Source organism: Kribbella sp. CA-245084 (assembly GCF_050942355.1).
In the GTDB taxonomy this organism is placed as follows: domain Bacteria; phylum Actinomycetota; class Actinomycetes; order Propionibacteriales; family Kribbellaceae; genus Kribbella.
Map to the genome: position 1 here is coordinate 2,011,769 of NZ_CP192053.1, position 22,004 is coordinate 2,033,772.

The following is a 22,004-nucleotide window of genomic DNA, read 5'->3' on the forward strand; positions in this document are numbered from 1 at the left end:
CCGATCAGTTTGCGGTCTTGCGCGTGTTCATCGCAGCCGCGGCAAGGTTCAGTCCGTCGACGCTTCCCATGGCGTCCCCGTCTCGGGGTGGACATCGTGGTTCGGCCGACAGCTGTTACCGCAGCTTGTTGCGCGTTAGTCGTCGGTGAGTAGTTGGGCGGCTAGGGCGGTGTCTTCGGTGCCTCGGTAGTGGTAGACCTTGCCGTCGCGGAAGCGCCACCAGTGGTGTAGCTCCATCGTGCCGGACTTGCCGGTTCGGATGCTGGTTGAGCTGAAGCGGACGATGGTCATCACGTCGGTGTCGTTGGAGGCGAACGACAGTGGTGTGAACTCGGTGACGGTGATCGTCTCGGCCAGTTGCTGGAAGAAGGTCTGGACCTCGGCCGTGCCGTGGCGGGCGCCGTGCCAGGGCGCGATCGGCAGTTCCGAGACGGACGACCAGTCGACGTCGTCGGTGAGTTGGTCGACGATGAAGCCGACGTCGGCGCGGCCGAATGCGTCGTAGATGGCCTCGACCGTCTTGATGTTGTCGTTCATGCTCGCCATGAGAGCCTCCCCTGTCGCGCGGCCGGGGGCGCTGTTCACCCCAGTTGCGCAGTGTCGGATCGGCCCGGATGCCAACGGCACCACGGCGAAAGCCTTCCCCCGGGACCACGTCCCTCCCTACAGCTATAGACCCTCCGACGGCGGATGGGAACCGGCCGGCCGCACGCGGAAACGGGTGCCTAGTCGAGCGAATTCTTGCGACGCGCTGTTGTCGTTGTCCGGTCGCGCTCTGTAGTGGGGTTCCTTAGGCTTGACTGCGGATTGGGGGAAGCGTGGTCGATGCCCGTTGTGAGGTTGTGCTGGTTTCCGGGCCTGAAGGGTTCGCTGACAAGACTCGGGAGGTTGTTCGGCACGAGCCCGCGGCGAATGGGCGGATCGCGATCACCTACAACGGCGGCCGGCGTTACGAGTACGGGCGGAACCGCGTGCGGATCCTCGCCCATCCCGTGGCGATCGAGGTCCGTGACGGGCAGAAGCTCGAAGTCGACGGCCAGATCTGGGAGAACGCGACAGAGGTACGGCGATTCGTCGCGCCCGAAGGCGAGTGGGCGCACGTGTTCTACCGGAAGATCGACGGTGAAGGGTGGGCCAGTCGTACGGCGCCGCGGGTCCGGGTCATCTCAAGCGCTACCGACACACCAGGTGTCGCGGACATCCTGGGGTACTGGCGCAACATCGTGTCCCGTCTCGGTCCCGACGACCCGCTCCGACCGGTGTACGAGTCGCTGAGCTTCGTCCATCCCGAGAGCGCCCTGGCGCAGTATCTGACCGGTGCTCCGATCCAGCTACATGAGCTGACATCGCCGCCGATCTATCCCTTCCGCAGCAACCTCAGCCAGCGCCAGGCGGTCGAGAATGCCCTGACCCACTCCGTGTCCGTGATCGAAGGACCGCCTGGCACCGGCAAGACCGAGACGATCCTGAACCTGATCGCGAACATCATCGTGGGTGGCACGGCGACCGTCGGCGTGGTTTCGTACGGCAACTCGGCGGTCGACAACGTCCGCGAGAAGCTCGACGATCTCGGGTTCGGGCACGTGATCGCCAGGCTCGGACGCCGCGAGCTGGTGGACGCGTTCTTCGAGGGACAGGCGCAGCGCAACACCCAGGTGGAGGATTTCGTCCGCCGTACTCCGCCTCCGCCGCCGCCCGAGCGGTTGGCCGAGCTGGACACCCGGCTGCGCCGACTCCAGGAGGCCGACCGCGAACGAGCCAGGATGCGGCAGGAGATCGACGCGTACAGCTTGGAGCTGCAGCACTTCGAGAAGCACGTCGAGCCCGGTGACTTGTCGCAGCTCGAACGCCTTCCGCTACTGCGCCGATCGTCCGACCTCATCCTCGACTACTTGGCCGAGACCGCGCTCGAGAATGGTCGGCGCGTGGGACTGGTCGGGCGGATCCGCAAGTACCTGAGGTACGGATCGCTGCGCGGACTCAACCCCGCCGACACCTCCGTCGTACTGCGACTCCAGCGAGCGTTCTACGACCGCCAGCTCGCTGAACTTACCGCCCAGCTTGCGAAACTGGACAACGAACTGAGCGGGGCCGACTTCGAGCGGCTCGTCGAGGAGCACAGCCAACTATCGGTGCAGGCGCTTCACGCAGCGCTCGGCGACCGGTACGCGGCGACGCGCACGACGTACAGCGCGAAGAGCTATCGCAACAACTTTCAGCGATTCGCGGCCGAATATCCCGTGCTGCTGAGCACCTGTCACGCGCTCCGTGCCAACCTGCCGTTCGGGCAGTTGCTCGACTACCTGATCATCGACGAGGCGTCCCAGGTCAACCTGCTGGCCGCCGGAGTCGCGCTCGCCTCATGCCGGAATCTCATCGTGGTCGGTGATCTACAGCAGCTTCCGCCGATCGTCGACAACGATGCGGCGCGTGGTGTCGCTGCACCAAGCGTGGCCTACGACTACGAGCACCAAAGCATCCTGTCATCGCTGGGCGCCGTCTATCCGGAGGACTTTCCGCGCACCCTGCTGCGTGAGCATTACCGCTGCGACCCGGCGATCATCGGCTTCTGCAACAAGACGTTCTACGGCGGCCGGCTTGTTCCGTTCACTCGTTCCCAGAGCGAGCAGCCGATGGTGGTACGCCGTACCGCCGAGGGCAATCACATGCGCCAGCACCGCGGCGGCGGTCGTTCGAACCAGCGTGAGATCGATGTCATCGTCAACGAAGTCATCCCCGAGGACTGCGCCGGCGTACCGCGCGATCAGATCGGTGTCGCGACGCCGTACCGCAAGCAGGCCGGCAAAGTCGTCGAGCAGTTCGTCGACGCGATCGAGAAGCTCGAGGCGGACACCGTTCACCGGTACCAAGGCCGGCAGAAGGACACCATGATCATGACCACGGTTCTCGATGAGACCTGGCGGGGGCAGACCGGGCTCGCGTTCGTCGACGATCCGCAGCTGGTCAACGTCGCGATGTCGCGGGCCGTGCGGAAGTTCATCCTGGTGACGAACCACAGCCTGCTCTCGAAGAGCAGGTACATCCGCGACCTGATCGGCTACATCGACTACCAGGCCCTCGACGCCGGTGTGGTCGACAGCTCCATCGTCTCGGTGTTCGACCTGCTGTACCGCGACTACAACGAGCGGCTGCGGGCGCTCGCCGGCCGACTGCGCAACGAGCAGAAGCACCGGTCCGAGGACATCATCTGGACCCTGCTCCACGACATCCTCGCCGATGCGAAGTACCGGCATCTGACCGTACGAGCGCAGATCCTGTTGCGAAACCTGTTCCTGGGAGACAGGCCGCTCACCGAGGCGCAGGCGACGTACATCGCCAATCGGGCCTCCGTCGACTTCGTCGTCTACAACCGGGTGAGCAACCGGCCGCTGCTCGGGATCGAGGTGGACGGGTTCGCGTTCCACGAGAACGACCCCATGCAGCTGCGACGAGACAAGCTCAAGGACGAGATCTTCCTGGCCTACGAGATGCCGCTGCGGCGACTGCCGACCACGGGGAGTGACGAGGTCGCCCGGATTCGTACGGCGCTCGACCAGTCCGAAGCCGAATGGGTCAGTCGATCCATCTGAATTCGTGTCAGTGGGAAGACAGAGGCGTGCCAGGGGTGTTGGGGATGGTAGGGGTGTGAATCAGGGAGGGTTGGGGATGGGGCGTAGCGAGGTGTGGCGGCGGTCAGTGGTCGACGGGGTCGAGGTGTCCAGTACGGGGGCCGGGCCTGGGGTGGTGGTGATTCCGGGGAACAATCGGCGGGCTCATCAGTACGAGCGGCTCGCTCGGGGGCTGGCCGGGGTTCATACGGTGCATGTGGTTGAGCGGCGTGGGCGGGGTGCTAGCGCGCCGCGCGGTACGGCGTACAGCATTGAGACCGAGACTGACGATGTGCTTGCGGTGATGGAGCGCACAGGTGCTCGGGTGGTGTTTGGGCATAGTTACGGCGGGTTGATCGCGCTGCACGTGGGGCTGCGGCAGCCGTTGGATGCGTTGATCGCGTATGAGCCGGGTGTGAGTATCGGCGGGTCGTTCGATGCGAGTTGGCTGGATGTGTTCAGGCAGCAGTTGGGTGACGGGCGGAAGGTGGCCGCGATGGCTACATTCCTCAAAGGCACTGATTTGTTGCCGTTCCGGGCCAGTCCTTTGCTGTGGGCAATCTCGTTGCTGATGTTGCGCGGCTCGGGTGGACGCGAGACGCGGGAGATGATGCCGACGACGCCGGCCGAGATCGGCGAGGTCGTCCGGCTCGACTCCGACGGCAGCCGGTACGCCGGGATCGCGTCGCGGACCCTTCTCCTCGGTGGTGAGAAGTCGCCCGCGTACCTGACCGGAGTACTCCCGCAGCTCGCGACGATCCTGCCGAGCGCGGAGTACACGATCCTGCCCGGCCTCGACCACAACGCCCCCGACGTCAACGCGCCGGACACGATCGCCCAGCAGATCCGTCTGCACCTCGTTCGCGGGGAGCGCCACGGGTACGTCGACCACGACCTCGAGGCGTCGCTGCCGATTATCTGACCGCTTATGTACCTTGACGGTTACGTACCCGAGTGGTTACATAAGAGCCATGGAAGCTGTACTGCGGGCTCTGGCCGATGACGGGCGACGGACGCTGGTAGAGGCGCTGGCCGCCGGTCCTGCGACCGCGGGCGAGTTGGCGGAGCTGTTGCCGATCGCGCGCCCCGGGGTCTCGCGGCATCTGAAGGTGTTGCGGGAGGCGGGGTTGGTGGACAGCCGGCAGGAAGCGCAGCGTCGGGTCTACAGCCTGCGGTCCGAGCCGCTGGCCGAGCTCGACGAATGGCTGGGACGGTACCGCGCTCTCTGGGAGCAGCGGCTGGACGCGCTGCACACCGAGATCGCCAGGGGAAAGAGGAGCGACAAATGACATCCAGCGGAGCAAGTCGGGTTCTGGGCCGCTTAGCTGTGGCCGACGGAGCGGGCGTCGTCCGGATCGAGGACCGCTACGACACAGATATCAACGATCTCTGGTCGGCCGTCACCGAGCCGGACCGGCTGGCGCGATGGTACGGGAAGGTGGACGGCGATCTTCGCCTCGGCGGCGCCTTCACCCTGTACGTCGAGTCCGCCGACCTGCACAGCACCGGACGCGTCGACGTCTGCGAACCGCCGCGAAACGTGCGGGTCACGACCAGGGAGACCGTCGAATCGGCGGAGCGAGGCAACGGCCCGGCGCCGTTCGACAAGACGATCGAAGCCACGCTGACCGCCGACGGCGAGCAGACGATCCTGACCATCGAGGTGCGTGGCGTCCCGCTGGACAAGATCGAGTACTTCGGCATCGGCTGGCAGATCCACGCCGAGAACCTCGCGGCGTACCTCGCCGGGAGCGAGCGCACCGACACCGAGTCCCACCGGGCCGAGCTCGTCGCCGCCTACCAAGCGCTGTCGACCGCCGTCCGCTGACCCGTGCGTCAGCGCAGATCGCGGAACGTACGCCGGAGGTCGTCGGTCCATTCCGTTGGGAGCTCCCACGGAATGAAGTGGCCGCCGTTCGGGTGAGCGGTGATGTTGACGTGGTTGTACCAAGGCGCGCGGTCGCCGGCGAGGAAGTTGTCGACGCGTTCCTGCGGGGTGTGTACGCCGGGCGGGTCCTCGTGGCCGACGAAGGTGATCCCGGTCGGCGCTTCGATCACCGGCGTACGGTCGTGGGACGGCGTCCACGGGTAGCGGTTGTTGTTGGCGTAGGTGCGGATCGAGGTGTCGATCGCGTTGCCGGCCCAGAAGATCGTCGCGTGCGTGAGCAGGTCGTCGTCGGTGAACGCCTTCTCGCTCTCGGCCCACTTCTGCCAGCGTTCCAGGATCCACGCGAGCATGCCGGCGGGTGAGTCGGCGAGGCCGAAACCGAGTGTGGTCGGGTCCAGGACGTGCGTGGCGAGGTGCGACGCGAAGCGGTGTTCGAGCTCGATGATCCGGGCGTGAATCTCCGGCGGCAGACCGGCCGGGATCGGGTTGCCGCCGCTCAGGTCCCACCCGCGATCGCCGTTGAAGAACGACAGCTTCAGCGCCGATCCGATGTGCATCCCGTACAACTCATCGGCGTACTTGTGCCCGAGCTGCCCCGTCACCAGTGCGCCCACGTCGCACCCGGCCGCGGCGTACTTTGGATGTCCCAGAACCTCCGTCATCAGCGAGTGCCAGACGTCGGCGATCTTCCAGAAGTTCATGTCCGGCCGCGTCGGCGTCGAGAAACCGAACCCGGGCAGCGACGGCACGGTCACGTCGAACGCGTCCGCCGGATCACCGCCGTACGACCCGGGGTCGGCGAGCGGGTCGATCACCTTCGACCAGTGCCAGAACGTCCACGGCCAGCCGTGACTCAGGATCAACGGGATCGGGTTCGGGCCGACCCCCGGCTTGTGCATGAAGTGCACCGGTACGTCGCCCACGTCGACCCGGTAGTGGTCGTACGCGTTGATCGCGCGCTCGGCGGCCCGCCAGTCGAAGCCGTCGGCCCAGTACTCGACGAGCGGTTGCAGGCGGGTACGACGTACTCCGTAGAAGCCGTCGTCGTTGCCGGCGTCGCGGGGCCATTTCGTCGACAGGAGACGCCGACGGAGATCCTCGAGAACGTCGTCGGACACGTGGATGGGCGTTGGAATCATGGGGAATCCTCCGCAAGCTCGGTCAAGCGATGGAGTACGTCGACGGAGCCCGCGAGCACGGCACGCTCTTCGGGCGTCAACTGGTCGACGAGTGCGGTCAGTTTCGCGACCCGGTGCGCGTGCCGGGAGTGGACGATCTCCTGGCCCGCGCTGGTCAGTGAGATCAGGCTGGCCCGGCCGTCGCTGGGGTCGGAGCGGCGTTCGAGGAGACCGTCCTGCTCGAGCTTCGCGACCAGGCTGGTCAGGGCAGGCTGCTTCAGCTGCTCCGTCGGGAGGAGCTCGGTGAGTCGCAGTGGGCCTTTGCGGTTCAGCGTGTGCAGCACCGACAGAGTCGAGAAGTTGAATCTCCGCACCGACGGCAGCCGGATGAAGATCGTGTTGAAGTCCTCGATGACAGTCGTCAGCCGATCGACATCCATGCCGACGACTATATCAATTTTCGATGTATGTTCAAGTCAGTTGCTGAGGGCAACAGGTACGGCGAACGCGGTCTCGCCGGATTTCAGCGTGAGGACGGCGGCGTCCGCGCTGTCCGGGAGCTTGCCCTTGAACGTGATCGTGCCGTGCTGGGTGCCGCCGGTCGCCACCTTGCTCGGCCAACTGCTGCGGCGGGTGTCGGCGCGCAGGGCGGTGCCGTCCGCGGCTGTGAACGTCGCGCCGGCGATCGGGATCGTGACCGGCTCCTTCGCACCGTTCGCGAGCATGACCTCGACGCGAGTGAAATGGCTTGTGTAGGTGACGTTCTCGACCGTGACGGTGACCTCGCCGGAGGGTTTCGCGATCGGTTTGACCAGCCGGTCCTCACCGGATTCGTTGCCGGTCAGGTAGCCGCCGACGTACTCCGTGCCCGCCGTCAGCGCGAACCCGCCGACGCCGACGCCGACGAGCACGACGGCGATCGCGATCAGGATCGACACGTCGAGCCGCCCGGGACGCTGGTCCTTCGGCGCGGCCGCATCGAGCAACGCAAGCACCATCGCCACCACCAGTGCAATCCCCGGCGGCACCAGCCACCGCAGCGCGCCACCGGGCCCGTCGGCGAGGAACGTGACGATCAAGTTCACGATCAGCCCGAGGACGATGATCCCCGCGCTAACGATGAGCAGCCGAGGCAGCCGCACCGTCCCAACGGCATCCCCCTCGAACCCCGCCGCCTGTCGGTCCGCCTCGGGCAACCGCTCGGCATTCGCACGCCGGTCCGCGCTCGAGCCCCGCTCGGCGTTCGTACGGCGGTCTGCGCTGGTGCCCCGTGCGGCGTTCGTGCGCCGGTCTGCGCTGGCGCCGCGCTCTGCGTTCGTGCCACGGTCTGCTTTGGTGCCGCGCTCGGCGTTCGTCCGGTGGTCTGCGCCCGCGCCGCGCTCGCCGTTCGTACGTCGGTCTGCGTTCGCGCGTCGATCCGCATTCGTACGCCGGTCTGCGCCGGGCAACCGTCGCTCCGCCGGCGCTCGGCTCGGTTCGGGCCAGTTGTCCGACTGGTTCCAGTTCGGCTCCGCCTGCTCGACCCGCGCCGAGATCTCCCACGGCGACCGAACCGGCTCCGGATTGTCAGCCGACGGATAAGCCGCCCAACCCCCATCACCCGCCCGCCCGACCGGATCCTCCACCTCAAACCCAGGCACAACCCCAGCAGCCCCGTACTCATCCCCCTGGTCGCCCGAATACTCAGCTCGGTCACCCTGGTACGCCGGTCCGCCGTACTCCTCACCCCCGCCGACTACCTCGTCGGCCTGGTACCCGGCCGCGTCGTCGGCCTGGTACCCGGCCGCGTCGTCGGCCTGGTACCCGGCCGCGTCGTCCGCCTGGTACCCGGCCGAGTCGCGTGCTTGGTACTCGGCCGCAGCGTCACGCTGGTTTGCCGGCTCGCCGTACTCCTCACCGCCGCCGACTACGTCGTCGCCCTGGTAGCCGGCCGCATCACCCGCCCGGTCCTCGGCCGAGTCACCTGCCTGGTACCCGGCCGCAGCGTCACCCTGGTACGCCGGTTCGCCGTACTCCTCACCACCGACCACCTCGTCGGCCCGATGGCCGGCCGCATCGCCCGCCCGATACCGGGCAGCGTCGCCCTGGTCTGCTTCGCCATACCGCTCGCCCCCGCCCGCACCCCCGCCGGCCCACGGCTCCTCAGCACGCGCCCCACCGGGCGCACGCCCCGCAGACGCCGGTGGGGCGGCAGGCGGATGGGCAGCAGCCGGCCGCGCGACCGCCTCCTCCGGCGAGAAGTCGCCGTACGGCTCACCGCCGCCCGCACCCCCGTCGGCCCCCCACGGTTCCTCAGCACGCGGGAACGCCCCACCGGGCGCACGCCCCGCGGACGCTGGTGGGGTTGCAGCTGGAGGGGCGGCGGCCGGCGGTGCGACTGCCTCCTCCGGTGTGAAGTCGCCGTACGGCTCGCCGCCGCCCGGATCCCGGTTGGCCCCCCACGGATCCTCCGCGGACGGAAACGCCCCACCGGGCGCAGGCCCCGCAGGCGCCGGCGGGACAACCGAAGACGCCTCTTGCGCCGCGAATCCGGCGTACCCGGGGCCATCGGCCGAGCCCCCGGACCTGCGCTCAGGCGTGTACCCGGGCTCGTGCCCGCGAGCCGCCGCCGAGCCCCCGGGCGTGTATCCGGAGCCGGGCTCGTACTCGGGCTCGGCAGGTGTGTACTCGGACGCGGCCGGGCCGGAGCTTCTACCCGCACCCGCACCCGCAGCAGCACTCGGAGCCGCACCCGGAGCAGCACTCGCACCCGCACCGGCGGCCGCGCTTGGACCCGGAGCGGCTTGCGGTGGGGACTGGTGAGCCGCGCCGCGGACCTCGCCCGACCCCGCCTCGCCCGAACCGACCTCACCCGACCCGGCCTCGCTCGGCTGGGCGGCGGCCGGGACCACCGGGTCCGGGATGGTGGATTTGTGGAAGGTCAGGACTGAGCGGCCGATGTGGATGCGGTCGCCGGTGCTGAGCGCCGTGGGTGCGGTGATGCGGTGGCCGTTGAGTCCGGTGCCGTTGCGGGACTCGTCGTGGAGGGTCCAGGTGGCGCCGTCGCGGGACAGGCGGGCGTGGATGCGGGAGATCTGGTCGTCCGCCTGTAGCCGGATGTCGGCGTTGGAGGCCCGGCCGATGGTGAACGTGTCGGTCCCGGCCGGCAGCGTCCAGCGCTGCTCACCGAGCGACAGCACGAATTCGGTTTCCACTCACACCCCAGCCGGCGTCATCCTGATCGCGTTCCGTCGCGCCGCTGCCGGCGCGTCGCACCCCGCCGCAGCCAACCCGTCTGCGCGATTCTGCCATCCGCGCCCGCTCCGGACCACCGGCAGTACCCCACCAGCACCCTCCGCGACAGCACCCTCACAGCCCGGCCCGACGCACCCGGCGTACAGCCTCCGGTTGTCACAAATCTCAGGATTCGGTCGCCTTTGTCAGCTGTTAGTAGCGATGACAACGCGGTCAGTTGTCCTTGGGGTGCCAACGGCACGGTAGCGCCTTGCCCGGGTGAGGTCGCGGACATAGTGTCCCCCCGCGCGATTCATCGGGGCCGGATGAAAAAGGGGGACCCAGTAACAGGCCCGATGAGTAGGCCGGAGGTTCCAGGCGGAGTGGTGCACCGCCTGCAGTCCGGCGAGGCGCAACCCGCCCAAAGCACCGTATTCGCGAAGGGACCAATACCAATGGTCTTGTTCCAGCGTTCTCGCAAGCCTACCGTCGTACTGGGGCTTACCGGCCTCGCCGCGGCAGCACTCGCCGGATTCGGTACGTCGGCCGCAGGGGCCGCGCCGAGTGCGGCACCTCCGCCCCGGCCCTCGCAGGCGCAGTCGAAGGCGTTCGCCGTCGATTCCGCGTCGTCCCTGGTCGCCGGCCGGCCGAGCGCACTGCACGCCTCGAAGGACGACAAGTTCACCGCGAAATCGGTGATCTCGGAGCCGTCCGGCCTGCAGTATGTCCCGTACGAGCGTTCGTACAAGGGGCTCCCGGTCATCGGTGGTGACTTCGTCGTCGTCACCGACGCCAAGGGGGCCGTGAAATCCACCTCGGTCGCCCAGACCACCGCCGTACCCGACCTGTCGACGACGGCCAAGGTGACGGCCGCGGCCGCGCTGAAGACCGCCACCAAGCAGCTGAAGAAGGTCGACTCCTCGACCACTCCGACGCTCGCGGTCTACGCGCTCAACGGCACCCCGAAGCTCGCCTGGCAGTCCCGGGTCAGCGGCCGCAGCGCTAGCGAGCCGTCGAGTCTGTCGGTGTACGTCGACGCGCAGAGCGGCAAGGTGCTCGGTACGCAGGAGCACGTGATGGCCGGCAACGGCACCGCGGCGTACAGCGGACCGAACCCGGTCCACCTGGACACCACGCTGTCCGGCAGCACGTACTCGATGAAGGACCCGAACACCACCAACCAGTCCTGCCAGGACGCGGCGAACAACACCACGTTCTCCGGTCCGGACGACAACTGGGGCAACGGCACCGCCAGCAACAAGGAGACCGGCTGCGTCGACGCGCTGTTCACCGCTCAGACCGAGCGGCACATGCTGACCGACTGGCTCGGCCGTAACGGCTTCGACGGCAACGGCGGCGGCTGGCCGATCCGCGTCGGCCTGAACGACGAGAACGCGTACTACGACGGCTCGCAGGTGCAGGTCGGCCACAACACGGCCGGCGGCTGGATCGGTTCGATGGACGTCGTGGGCCACGAGCTCGGCCACGGCATCGACGACCACACCCCGGGCGGCATCTCGGGTTCGGGCACGCAGGAGTTCGTGGCCGACACCTTCGGCGCGTCCACGGAGTTCTACAGCAACCAGGGTTCGGCCTACGACCCGCCGGACTTCCTGGTCGGTGAAGAGGTCAACCTGGTCGGCAGCGGCCCGATCCGCAACATGTACAACCCGTCCGCGGTCGGCGACCCGAACTGCTACTCGAGCTCGATCCCGGGCTCCGAGGTGCACGCGGCAGCCGGTCCCGGCGACCACTGGTTCGTCCTGCTCTCCATCGGCAGCGGCGGCAACCCGAACGTACCGACCTGCAACAGCTCGTCGGTGACCGGTCTGGGCATCCAGAAGGCCATCAAGATCATGTACAACGCGATGCTGATGAAGACCAGCAGCAGCTCGTACCTGAAGTACCGCACCTGGACCCTCACCGCGGCGAAGAACCTGTACCCGGGCAGCTGCACCGAGTTCAACACCGTCAAGGCGGCGTGGGACGCGGTGAGCGTACCGGCGCAGTCGGGTGACCCGACATGCACCGTCTCCGGCGGCGTCACGGTCAACAACCCGGGCAACAAGAGCGCCACGGTCGGTACTGCGATCGGGTCGTTCACGCTGACGGCCAGCGGCGGCACCGCGCCGTACACCTGGTCCGCCACCGGTCTGCCGGCCGGCATCACCATCGGTTCCTCCACGGGCACCGTCTCCGGTACGCCGACCACCGCCGGCACCTACAACGTGACCGCCACGGCCACCGCGAGTGCGGGCGGATCCGGCAGCACGTCGTTCAGCATCACCGTCAGCTCCGTCGGCGGCGGTTGCTCCTCGCCCGGCCAGAAGCTCGGCAACGCGGGCTTCGAGACCGGTACGGCGTCGCCGTGGTCGGCCTCGGCCGGAGTGATCGACAACACCGCCTCCCAGCCCGCGCACAGCGGCACCTGGAAGGCATGGATGGATGGTTACGGCCAGACGCACACCGACACGCTGAGCCAGTCGGTCACCATCCCGTCCGGCTGCGCGGCGACGCTCACCTTCTACCTGCACATCGATTCTGCGGAGACCACCACGACTACGCAGTACGACAAGCTCACGGTGAAGGCGGGCTCGACCACGCTGGCGACGTACTCGAACCTGAACAAGGCGAGCGGCTACTCGCTCAAGTCGTTCAACCTCTCGTCGTTCGCCGGCCAGACGGTGTCGATCAGCTTCACCGGCACCGAAGACAGCTCCCTGCAGACCTCGTTCGTCATCGACGACACAGGCCTCAACCTGAGCTGACCCCCTGAAAAGAACCCGGCCGCCGCACCTTCGGGGGTGCGGCGGCCGGCTCTGTTCAGTTGAGGGACATCCTGGGCTCGCCGTTGAGCAGGCCGGTGCCGGCGATCGTGCAGGTGCCGCCTCGGTTCTGGGTGTAGGTCTGGCGGACGCAGTTGCGGAGTGCGAGCTGGGCCCAGTAGTTGGGGTGCAGGGACTCCTGGATGAAGTAGTTCGAGCCGACCGTGGTGACGGTGCGGATCTGGTTGATCCACTCGGTCTTGTCGACGGCGGTGGGCTGTGTCCAGGAGGTCAGGCCGACTTCCTCGTACAGGCCGACCGTGTTCTCACAGAGACGACGGCCGTTGAAGGCGGACTGGAGTTCGAGCAGGCGGGCATTGCCGAGGCCGGACTGGCCGATCGCGGCGCGGACGGTGTTGTTGATCGTGAGCAGCGCGGTCGCGTTGGCCCAGTCGGCGTCGGCGTTCCAGAAGCCGCAGCCGCCGGTGCTCTGCCGGGTGAAGCCGCTCTGGCTGTACCGGAATCCGCTGGCCGCCGGGATCGGGGACGGATAGGTCTGTACGACGAGGCTCCACGCGGTGTCGCCGTACCCGGCGTTGCGCATCGCGGTGCGGACGTTCTGGAACGCAGTCGCGATTCTGGCGCGGACGGTGGTGATGTTGGCGGAAGTGAAGTTGGCGACGACCGACGAGTCGTCCTTGCAGTAGTCGGGATCCCAGGACGGCGACAGCAGGAAGTCCTGCACGCACTGGGTGACGATCGACGCGAAGTTGAAGTCGTTGCCGCCGATCGAGACGACGACCTGCTTCACGTTGTGGCTGACGGCGAACTGCTGCAGCATCTTCGCCTGGCCGAGGTTGCCGGCGCCGTCGTCGTAGAAGTCGATGCCCGGCTTGAAGTAGTCGCCGGCGGCGGTCGTGGTCTTGGCGCCGGAGCAGGCCAGGTTCAGTCCGCCGACGCCGCCGCCGATGTACGCCTCGGCGGACTGGCTGCGGTGGCATCGCGGGATCTGCTCGGCGGTGTGGCTCGCGTTGTCGTGGTAGGCGTGAGCACCGAGCGCGTCGGCCGGTGCCTCGGAGTCGTTCGAGCTACCGGCCCAGCGGCCGGCCTCACCCGAGATGTAGGAGTCCCCAACGGTGACGACGTACGGCGTACCAGAGCCGGGACCGTCGGCGTGTGCCGGGGGAGCGACCAGGCCGAGCCCGGTCAGGGAGAGTAGGAGGATTGCTGCGGACACTCGACGACTTCTCGGAGTTTTCATAACCCGGAAGGCCTCTCTCGCCGGAGTTCGGTGATCTCAGGACCCCCACCAGATCACCGTCGGCGTCAAGGTACTCCCGGGTAACCATCATTGGTAGACCGAGCGTACTGACACGTTTGCGCCCTGTCACCACCGTGACAGCCCCGCGGCCGGCCCGTCCGGCCTGTCCGTCCGGCCCCGTCCGGCCTGTCCGGTCGCGGCTCAGGTCAGCCGAGGAGGTTGAGTTCCTCCGGCCAGCGTTGCTGCCACCACGCGCGCCAGCGGGTCTCGAGCTCGTCGCGGTCGACGTCGGCGTACACGGACAGGATCGCCATCGTGGCGCCGTCCGGCTTCTGCTCGCCCGGCGGGAGGTGGCTGAGCACGAGCAGACCGTTGCCCCAGGCATCTACTGTCAGACCGACCTGATGCTCGCTGGTATACCAAATCTCGCCCTTGATGGGCTGACCAATGAGCTCAAGTTCGACGGGTGCGCCGGCTGACTCGGCCGGGATGCCCAGCTCCGTGATCGGCGACACCGCGCCCGTGCCGGAGAAGAACAGCGTGTGCCGGGGCTCGCCCGGGTGCCGCTCGACGGCGAAGCGCAGTTGGTGCAGGAAGGTGATCCAGCCTTCGGTGACGTCGTCGTAGTACGCCTCCCACTCGGGATTGGCGCCGCGCGCTGCGCGAGTCAGCGTGACGCGGGACCCGCCCTCGAACGGCTCGACCTCGAACCGGTCGCCGTGGCCGAGCGTCAGCGTCGTACCGTCCTCGGTCGTCTCGGTGAAGTAGATGAGGTCGATCTCCTCCTCCAATCCACCCTGCGGCCCCTCGTACTCCCAGCCGTGCCAGTGCCGGATCTTCTCCTTGTTCCGCAGGGCGTCCCACACTGCCTCGACCGGCGCCGCGACGGTGACCACGATCTTCATGACTCTCCTTCGGTACGGCGGGGTGCCGGATGACCGCCCGCCATCAATCGGTACGGCCGTCCGCCTTCGCTGTCGAACTGCTCGACGACCTGCTGTACTGCCGCGGTCAACGCATCGGTGAACCGGTGCACATCACCCGGCTCCGCGAACCGCACCTCGGCCTCGAGCGTGAACGTGAGCAGCCGCTTCCCCTCGGCGTCGGCCGCGCTCTGCATCCGCGCAACATCGCGTACCGTGCCGGCGGCGACCTCGACCAGGTGCTCGGCGGCGTACTGGTCCTGGATCTCGGTGAACGCCCGACCCATCACGCCCGGATCGACCACCAGGCCGGCCGATGCCCGCAGGATCCGCTCGGTGAACCCGCGCCGCTGCCGCTCCTCGACGAGCTCGACCAAACCGGCCTTCTCCAGCTCGCGCAGGTGGTAGTTCACCCGCTGCCGAGGCAGGTCGAGCGTGGCGGCCACCTGGGTCGCGGACGCCGGCTCCCGCAGCAACTCGAGCAGTTGCCGCCGGATCGGCGACAACGCCAATCGCACCTTCTCCGGCTCCTCGACGTAGCGCAGCATGTCCTCAATCTCCAATTGTCAGGAAAATTTGTCAAGACTGAGTCGACTCGGCGCGTGATGTGTCGTGTCGCGCGGTTTGGCTCGGTTGTCATCGGGTAGCTTCAAGCGTCGAGACTGGGGGGCGCATGGATGGTGGTGACGCGATCGGCTGGCCGATCAGCCCATCAGCAGCAAACGGCCTGTGGAGCGCGCGCAGGCGACGCCTGCAGGCTGCGTTGGGCCAGCGCGATGAGCTGTTCGCGGACCTCTATCGACGAGCAATAGACTCACTGAACGAACAGCCCTTGAGACGTGGGTCGCTTGTGATCGCCGGTCATTGCATCCGAGATCTGGTCAACGGTCTTCCGGATGTGCTCGCCGACGTCGACTCGGTCCCGCCGTACAGCCCTATGAGCAAGCCGGCGCGCGAGCTGTCGGAAGTATGGGCCGAGCACGAAGACATCCTGGGGCCCGCCGAGATGGAAGACACGCTGTCGGAAGATGGACGGGTCGCTGGAGTTCGGGTGACCGTTCCAGGTGTAGTGGTCCAAGCAGCCCGCAGGGTGGTCGTGGCTAGCCGCACGGGAGAACTCAACGCGCGCCAGCGTCACAGTGCATTGGTCCTTGGACGCGTAGAGGTCCGACTAGATGCATCGGTCAAGGTATTTCGCGAGAGTGTCGCCATCTTCGAGCGACTCAGACATCCTCAGCGTGGTCGAGACGTGACGGTATCCGCGGAGACTCTCCCGAGGCTGGTCAAAGCCCTGGAGATCATCGAGGGTGCTCTTGAGGGACGAATGGGCAGCTTCTTTGCGGCAGTAGAGGACCTTGGAGATATCCTCCATGCCGCCAACGAGCGGGACGGAGTCGATGGTCAATGACTGATGACCCCTTGGCAGGTTGGAGCGAGCCGGATGAGGAGCTCATCCGACGGGCGCTGTCGCGGATCGGCGATCGCCAGCATCGGCGTGTGTTCTTCGAGCGTCTCGACAACCCGCGCTGGGTGACTGCACTCGACGCGCACAATGTCTTCGACTCCCCGCCCGAGATGGCCGTTGATGCGGCAGGTCACGAACTTTGGCTGCCATGGGCGGAGGGTGAATATCTCGTCCGTATGGCGTCCATGGTCCCTCGGGCGATCGCTCAGATCCTGGAGCGCATCTCTGATAGCGACAATCCAAACGTGCATGATCTCGTGGTTCGTGCTGCTCTGAGACTTCCGGCCGATGAAGCGCGGCGACTGGCTTCGGCGATTGGTGGTTATCTGATCGGAGGAACGCTTCACAACGGTGAACAGATCGTCGCGTTGATCGAGAGCTTCGCCGCGGCGGGACTACGCAAGCCTGCCGTCCGGATCGCACAAGCCGCGTTTCGGCCGCGGGCGGCAGAAACGCAGCCGCAAGATCCTCCCGTGCGGAGACGGGTGGTGGCCGGAATTGATCACTACTGGTATGGCGAGTTGCTCGGGCGAGTTGTCGTGGCACTTGACCAGGTTCTGGCCGATAAAGTCTTGACGGTTCTCGTTGCCTGGCTGGAAGAGCTTCAGGACGCTCTAGGTGAATATGATCCGAGGACAGGCACTGACTCCAGTTATGTCTGGCGACCAGCGATCGGTGACCACGCCCAGAACCATCGTCATCATGAGTTGCGAGATTTCTTGGTTGAGGCGGTGAGGGATCGCGCACTCGCAGACGTTGTCCGGGGGCGTCCGGTCAACGAGGTCATGGTGGTCTTGGAACGCAGTGGCCGTCCGATCCTCGCTCGGATCGGGATGCACGTGTTGGCGCAAACGACGGCAGACATCAGCGCGACTCGCGCCGAAGGTAAGCGTTGTTTGATGGATCGTCGCTATATGGCCGCCGACTATAGACATGAATACGTGGAACTCGCTCGCGCCCTACTGCCATTCCTCGATGAAGAGTCCTCCGGGGACTGGGAAGCGATGATCCTCGGCGGGCCACCGTTAGACGAAGATGCGCTGCGCGACCGAGGTAATCGTAATATTCAGCCAGGAGAAAGTAGCGAGGATGCGGCACGGAGATACAGTGACGTCTGGCAACTTAACATCTTGTGTGCGATCGGGCAAGAAATATTGCCTGGCCGGGCCGCTGTGCGGCGAGCTGAGCTTGTAGAAACCTACGGCGAGCCTGAACATCCGGATTTTCCTAGTTTTATGTCATCGTGGTCTGGGCCAAAAAGCCCAGTAGACCAGGAAGAGTTGTCGAGTAAGAGCGTCGATGAGGTCCGCCAGTTTCTGACTGGCTGGACGCCCAGGCAAACTGCTCCTTGGGGAGATTCTAAGGAAGGCCTGTCGAGGATACTTCAAACAGTAGTTGCTGGTCGTCCATGGGAATTCGCTGAAGTAGCCATCGAGTTCGCGGATCTAGATCCCACCTATGTGAGAGGGTTCTTCTCTGGGCTGTCCGATGCCATCAAGTCCGCAGCTCAGATTGATTGGGTGCCGGTAATTCGCGCCAGCGCGGTAGTCTCACGAAGATCGGATGATGGGACTGAAGGTGCCGGGGGTATGGATGAGGACGTGGTGTGGCGCTTCGCGCAACGGGCGGTGACTTCTTTATTTGAGAGCGGAGTGTCGACCAAAGGAGAGAATTCAATCCCAGCCAGTCTGCTGGGGGAGGCGGTCGCAGCGATCGCGCCGCTTGCCGACCATGCAGATCCCACCCCGGAGCATGAAAGCCAGTACGGCGGATCCAATATGGATCCGCTGACGCTGTCGTTGAACACTACTCGACCCTCTGCGATACGAACTATCGCTCGAATCGCGGGAAAGGCTCGCGAACTGAGCGTGGCCAGCTCTGCGATTGACATGGCGCTCACTATTTCTGAGGCTCTAGATGTACTCGACATGCGATTAGTGCCAGATCGAGATGAAAGTCTCGCTGTCGCGGCGGCCTTTGGTGAGTCTCTTGGGCTGCTGATCTGGATCGATCCCGACTGGGCGGCTGCGCATAGGGATAAATTGATGACGCCGGACGGATTTGGTGACGTCGTTCTCTCCACCGCTCTGGCGACGTATAGCCCGTCTTTGGGTCTGATCGACTTCGTCGCGGCCGCTGCGCACGACGTACTGGAGAGACTTGCAACTGGCGGGACAATGGTGGCAGGTTGGAGGACGGATCGTTCTCCGCAAGAGATGTTCGGTGATCATCTGATTCTATTACTAATGCGCGATGAAATCGCGGCTGATGATGCTCGATTGGAACATTTCTTTGCAACGGCAACCGTAGCAACTCGGTCGAGTGTCCTTGGCCACCTGGGTTGGATGCTCATGCGGTCCGACGATGTGCCGCCCGAAATGGTCGTTCGGGCACAGACCCTCTGGGATTCTCGGGCCGAGTCGCTGACGCAAAGCGGGTCGTCAGTGGACGAATTGTCGGGATTCCATTGGTGGGTTCTGTCAGGAAAGTTCGGTAGTGCCTGGTGGCTACCCCGCCTGTATGTCGCGTCAGACTCCGATGACTTCGATTCTCAAGGTCTCCTGGGCGAGGTTTTGGAGGATACAGCGCCAAAGGCGCCGAGACTCGTTGCTGATGTACTCGAACGCCTTCTTTCAAGACACCACGAACCGTTCGAGCGTTATGACCTGATTGAGCATGCGCCAGCCGTCATCGCTGCAGCGCTCGATAGTGGTCAGCCTGAGACCATCGTGGTGGGACAACGGATCATGGACTCGCTGGGGAGAGACGGTCATCTTCGCATCGCTGAGCTGGTAGGGCAGCGAAGATTGCATTGAGCCGCCGTAGGCTGGACGCACTACGCAAGATCTCGCCGCCCCTCGCGCTCGAACGGTGACCTCAGCCGCTCCTGTACACGTTCCGGTGTTGCTCACGGGCATCAACCTGATGCGAACCGGCGTCGTTCAGGCCGATCTGCGCGAGTTGCTCGACGGCGCACCGGCCTATCTACCCGACCTGATGGCCGCCAAAGCCGAAGCCGAACATGCGCCGTTGGACGGCCCGTCGGCCGACCAATTGTCCGAGGATGTCACCCGCCTCCAGGCAGCCCTCGACGAGGCCGAGGCCGCAAGCCACCTCCCCGACCGCCCAACAGCCGAGCCCGCCCTGAACGCCCTCCTCATCCGCACCCGCCTCACCTAACGCCACCCGCCGCGGCACGCGGGAACGGGGCACGCGGGAACGGGGCACGCGGGAACGGGGCACGCGGGAACGGGGCACGCGGGAACGGGGCACGCGGGAACGGGGCACGCGGGAACGGGGCACGCGGGAACGGGGCACGCGGGAACGGGGCACGCGGGAACGGGGCACGCGGGAACGGGGCACGCGGGAACGGGGCACGCGGGAACGGGGCACGCGGGAACGGGGCACGGGGGAGCGGGGCACGCGGGAACGCCGCACCCCGCCCGCCCGCGCGGCCTGGGGGGTGTTGCTTGGCTGTGGGTTGGATAACGGTTGCCGGATTCTGGGATGACAACGCTGGACAGTCGTAGGGTAATTACTTAACTTCGTGAAGCATTGACATTGAGGCTGGCGGGGTAAATAGTTCCGTCCTGAAATCAATCAGAAAGCAGAGTGAATCAACAGTGTCGAACATCGAGATCCTGCAGCTCCGGGCCGCCGCGGTCAGCCTGGTGCTCGACTGCTCCGGTCCCGGCCTTCCGTCCGTCCTGCACTGGGGTGCGGACCTGGGCGAGCTGACCGAGAGCGCTCTGCTTGAACTGCGCCGCGGCGCAGGTGCGGTCCAGGACGGCAACGGCCTGGACGACAACCGTCCGATCGCGATCGTGCCGGAGTACTCGGCCGGCTGGTTTGGTATACCAGGCCTGAGCGGGCACCGCGACGGGCACGACTTCTCCGCGAGCTTCCGGCTGACCAGCGTCGCGCAGACTGGCAACACCGTGCAGGTCGACGCCGCCGACACCGAGGCTGGCCTCGACCTCAAGCTCACCATCGAGCTGACCGACTCCGGTCTGGTGCGCGCCAAGGCGGACCTGACGAACGCGGCCGCGACGCCTTACACAGTCGACGGCCTGCTGCTCGCGCTGCCGGTCCCGACCGAGGCGACCGAGCTGCTCGACCTCACCGGTCGGCACATCGGCGAGCGCCACCCGCAGCGCCACGCATTCACCCAGGGCGCGCATATCCGCGACAACCGGCGTGGCCGCACCGGCGCCGACGCAACCCTGCTCCTGTTCGCCGGCACCCCCGGCTTCGGCTTCCGCGACGGCGAGATCTGGGCCGTGCACACCGCCTGGAGCGGCAACCACCGCTCCTACGCCGAGCGCGGCATGAGCGGGTACGCCGTCATCGGCGGCGGCGAGCTCCTGCTCCCGGGCGAGGTCCGCCTCCAGCCGCAAGGCACGTACAGCACCCCGTGGATCTACGGCTCGTACGGCGTCGGACTCGACCAGGTCTCACACCGCTTCCACGACTACCTGCGTGCGCGGGCGAACCACCCGAAGACCGAGCGCCCCGTCGTACTGAACACGTGGGAGGCCGTGTACTTCGATCTCGACCTCGACAAGCTGAAGGCGCTCGCGGATGCGGCCGCCGAGGTCGGCGCCGAGCGATTCGTCCTGGACGACGGGTGGTTCCGCGGCCGCCGCGACGACCACGCCGGGCTCGGCGACTGGTACGTCGACGAAGGGATCTGGCCGAAGGGCCTGCACCCGCTGGTAGACCACGTGAAGGGCCTCGGCCTGCAGTTCGGCCTCTGGGTCGAGCCGGAGATGGTGAACCCGGACTCCGACCTGGCGCGCGAGCACCCGGACTGGATCCTCGCCGCCGGCGACCGGCTGCCGCCGACCGCACGTCACCAGCACGGCCTGAATCTTGGTATACCAGCCGCCTACGACTACATCCTCGAGCGGCTCGACAGCATCCTGTCCGAGTACGACATCGCGTACCTGAAGTGGGACCACAACCGCGACTTCGTTGACGGCGGCAACCAGTTGACCGGTACGGCGGGGATCCACGAGCAGACGCTGGCGGTATACCGGCTGATCGACGAGCTCAAGCGCCGGCACCCGGGCCTCGAGATCGAGTCCTGCTCGTCCGGCGGCGCCAGGGTCGACCTCGGCATCCTGGAGCGCACGGACCGCATCTGGGGCAGCGACAGCAACGACGCCCTCGAGCGGCAGACCATCCAGCGGTACACACAGCTGCTGCTGCCGCCGGAGCTGATCGGCTGCCACGTCGGCCCGCCGCGCGCCCACACCACCGGCCGCACGCAAACACTGTCGTTCCGCGCGATCACTGCCCTGTTCGGCCACTTCGGTATCGAGTGGGACATCGCGTCGGCCGGTCCCGAGGAACGCGAGGAACTCAAGGGCTGGGTCGCGCTGCACAAGAAGCTGCGGCCGCTACTCCACACCGGTCGCGTCGTCCGCGCTGACCGCGGTCCGGAGGACGTGCTCGTCCACGGCGTCGTTGCACAAGACGGCGTCCGAGGCCTGTTCAGCGTCGTACAGGTGAAGCAGTCGGTGACGTCCGCCGTCGGACGGGTCAGGCTGCCCGGCCTCGACCCGCGGCGGACCTATCGAGTCAGCAAGCTCGCGACACCCGGACCCGAGTCGCGGTCCACCGCCTGGTCGGCCGACCGTGGAAGCGTGGAGTTGAACGGCGCCGCCCTCGCCTCGGTCGGAGTACTCATGCCCGTGCAATGGCCCGAGAGCGCGATCTTGCTGGAAGTTACCGCGATCGGGTAAGCCCACCCGATCGCAG

16 protein-coding genes are annotated in these 22,004 nt (G+C 66.5%); 9 read left to right on the top strand and 7 right to left on the bottom strand.

Features of this window, described 5'->3' with window-relative positions; all coding sequences use genetic code 11:
- Positions 1-135: 135 nt before the first annotated feature.
- A complete protein-coding gene (locus ACQPYH_RS09845) occupies positions 136-546 on the bottom strand; it encodes a nuclear transport factor 2 family protein (RefSeq protein WP_432889254.1) in 411 nt (136 codons plus the stop codon).
- A gap of 272 nt (positions 547-818) precedes the next feature.
- Here ACQPYH_RS09845 and ACQPYH_RS09850 point away from each other — a divergent pair, with 272 nt between their 5' ends.
- The 4 genes from ACQPYH_RS09850 to ACQPYH_RS09865 all read left to right on the top strand — a co-directional run bounded on the left by ACQPYH_RS09850 (position 819) and on the right by ACQPYH_RS09865 (position 5,436).
- The gene (locus ACQPYH_RS09850; RefSeq protein WP_432889257.1) at positions 819-3,590 is read left to right on the top strand and encodes an AAA domain-containing protein; all 2,772 of its coding nucleotides are present in this window, start codon (positions 819-821) and stop codon (positions 3,588-3,590) included.
- Positions 3,591-3,666: 76 nt separating this feature from the next.
- A complete protein-coding gene (locus ACQPYH_RS09855; protein WP_432889260.1) occupies positions 3,667-4,530 on the top strand; it encodes an alpha/beta fold hydrolase in 864 nt (287 codons plus the stop codon).
- A gap of 49 nt (positions 4,531-4,579) precedes the next feature.
- A complete protein-coding gene (locus ACQPYH_RS09860) occupies positions 4,580-4,897 on the top strand; it encodes an ArsR/SmtB family transcription factor (RefSeq protein ID WP_130444849.1) in 318 nt (105 codons plus the stop codon).
- Positions 4,894-5,436 carry an SRPBCC domain-containing protein gene (locus tag ACQPYH_RS09865; protein ID WP_432889263.1) on the top strand — a complete coding sequence of 181 codons (543 nt, stop codon included), beginning with the start codon at positions 4,894-4,896 and terminating at the stop codon, positions 5,434-5,436. Before ACQPYH_RS09860 ends, ACQPYH_RS09865 begins: the two co-directional genes overlap by 4 nt.
- An 8-nt stretch (positions 5,437-5,444) precedes the next feature.
- On the opposite strand, the gene ACQPYH_RS09870 is transcribed toward ACQPYH_RS09865, so the two are convergent.
- The 3 genes from ACQPYH_RS09870 to ACQPYH_RS09880 are packed head-to-tail and all read right to left on the bottom strand — an operon-like array spanning position 5,445 to position 9,808.
- A complete protein-coding gene (locus ACQPYH_RS09870; RefSeq protein WP_432889265.1) occupies positions 5,445-6,635 on the bottom strand; it encodes an epoxide hydrolase family protein in 1,191 nt (396 codons plus the stop codon).
- Positions 6,632-7,054 (bottom strand): MarR family winged helix-turn-helix transcriptional regulator, encoded by a 423-nt coding sequence (locus ACQPYH_RS09875; protein WP_432889268.1) that lies wholly within the window; start codon positions 7,052-7,054, stop codon positions 6,632-6,634. The genes ACQPYH_RS09870 and ACQPYH_RS09875 overlap by 4 nt, the downstream gene beginning before the upstream one ends.
- Before the next feature lie 36 nt (positions 7,055-7,090).
- Complete coding sequence (locus tag ACQPYH_RS09880; protein ID WP_432889271.1) at positions 7,091-9,808, bottom strand: FHA domain-containing protein; 2,718 nt, start codon at positions 9,806-9,808, stop codon at positions 7,091-7,093.
- 474 nt (positions 9,809-10,282) lie between these two features.
- Between ACQPYH_RS09880 and ACQPYH_RS09885 the strand changes: the two genes are divergently transcribed.
- Positions 10,283-12,595, top strand: a complete 2,313-nt coding sequence (locus tag ACQPYH_RS09885) for a M4 family metallopeptidase (protein ID WP_432889274.1) — start codon at positions 10,283-10,285, stop codon at positions 12,593-12,595.
- A 55-nt stretch (positions 12,596-12,650) separates the two neighbouring features.
- Here ACQPYH_RS09885 and ACQPYH_RS09890 read toward each other — a convergent pair whose 3' ends face one another.
- From ACQPYH_RS09890 to ACQPYH_RS09900, 3 genes are all read right to left on the bottom strand, one after another.
- On the bottom strand, positions 12,651-13,829 hold the full coding sequence (locus tag ACQPYH_RS09890) for a hypothetical protein (RefSeq protein WP_432889276.1): 1,179 nt from the start codon (positions 13,827-13,829) through the stop codon (positions 12,651-12,653).
- Between the two features lie 230 nt (positions 13,830-14,059).
- Positions 14,060-14,758, bottom strand: a complete 699-nt coding sequence (locus ACQPYH_RS09895; protein ID WP_432889279.1) for an SRPBCC family protein — start codon at positions 14,756-14,758, stop codon at positions 14,060-14,062.
- Positions 14,755-15,324 (bottom strand): ArsR/SmtB family transcription factor, encoded by a 570-nt coding sequence (locus tag ACQPYH_RS09900; RefSeq protein WP_432889281.1) that lies wholly within the window; start codon positions 15,322-15,324, stop codon positions 14,755-14,757. Before ACQPYH_RS09900 ends, ACQPYH_RS09895 begins: the two co-directional genes overlap by 4 nt.
- Before the next feature lie 125 nt (positions 15,325-15,449).
- Here ACQPYH_RS09900 and ACQPYH_RS09905 point away from each other — a divergent pair, with 125 nt between their 5' ends.
- From ACQPYH_RS09905 to ACQPYH_RS09920, 4 genes are all read left to right on the top strand, one after another.
- Positions 15,450-16,184, top strand: a complete 735-nt coding sequence (locus tag ACQPYH_RS09905; RefSeq protein ID WP_432889283.1) for a hypothetical protein — start codon at positions 15,450-15,452, stop codon at positions 16,182-16,184.
- Complete coding sequence (locus ACQPYH_RS09910; protein WP_432889285.1) at positions 16,181-19,057, top strand: hypothetical protein; 2,877 nt, start codon at positions 16,181-16,183, stop codon at positions 19,055-19,057. The genes ACQPYH_RS09905 and ACQPYH_RS09910 overlap by 4 nt, the downstream gene beginning before the upstream one ends.
- Positions 19,058-19,145: 88 nt before the next feature.
- Positions 19,146-19,421 carry a hypothetical protein gene (locus tag ACQPYH_RS09915; RefSeq protein ID WP_432889288.1) on the top strand — a complete coding sequence of 92 codons (276 nt, stop codon included), beginning with the start codon at positions 19,146-19,148 and terminating at the stop codon, positions 19,419-19,421.
- Positions 19,422-19,864: 443 nt separating this feature from the next.
- Positions 19,865-21,988, top strand: a complete 2,124-nt coding sequence (locus ACQPYH_RS09920; protein WP_432889291.1) for an alpha-galactosidase — start codon at positions 19,865-19,867, stop codon at positions 21,986-21,988.
- Positions 21,989-22,004 lie beyond the last annotated feature (16 nt).

Bases quoted from the DNA above. Each gene is read 5' to 3' on its own strand.
- ACQPYH_RS09895 (WP_432889279.1), bottom strand. From the start codon at position 14,758: ATGAAGATCGTGGTCACCGTCGCGGCGCCGGTCGAGGCAGTGTGGGAC.
- ACQPYH_RS09905 (WP_432889283.1), top strand. From the start codon at position 15,450: ATGGATGGTGGTGACGCGATCGGCTGGCCGATCAGCCCATCAGCAGCA.
- ACQPYH_RS09875 (WP_432889268.1), bottom strand. From the start codon at position 7,054: ATGGATGTCGATCGGCTGACGACTGTCATCGAGGACTTCAACACGATC.
- ACQPYH_RS09900 (WP_432889281.1), bottom strand. From the start codon at position 15,324: ATGCTGCGCTACGTCGAGGAGCCGGAGAAGGTGCGATTGGCGTTGTCG.
- ACQPYH_RS09910 (WP_432889285.1), top strand. From the start codon at position 16,181: ATGACTGATGACCCCTTGGCAGGTTGGAGCGAGCCGGATGAGGAGCTC.
- ACQPYH_RS09885 (WP_432889274.1), top strand. From the start codon at position 10,283: ATGGTCTTGTTCCAGCGTTCTCGCAAGCCTACCGTCGTACTGGGGCTT.
- ACQPYH_RS09845 (WP_432889254.1), bottom strand. From the start codon at position 546: ATGGCGAGCATGAACGACAACATCAAGACGGTCGAGGCCATCTACGAC.
- ACQPYH_RS09865 (WP_432889263.1), top strand. From the start codon at position 4,894: ATGACATCCAGCGGAGCAAGTCGGGTTCTGGGCCGCTTAGCTGTGGCC.
- ACQPYH_RS09860 (WP_130444849.1), top strand. From the start codon at position 4,580: ATGGAAGCTGTACTGCGGGCTCTGGCCGATGACGGGCGACGGACGCTG.
- ACQPYH_RS09855 (WP_432889260.1), top strand. From the start codon at position 3,667: ATGGGGCGTAGCGAGGTGTGGCGGCGGTCAGTGGTCGACGGGGTCGAG.
- ACQPYH_RS09870 (WP_432889265.1), bottom strand. From the start codon at position 6,635: ATGATTCCAACGCCCATCCACGTGTCCGACGACGTTCTCGAGGATCTC.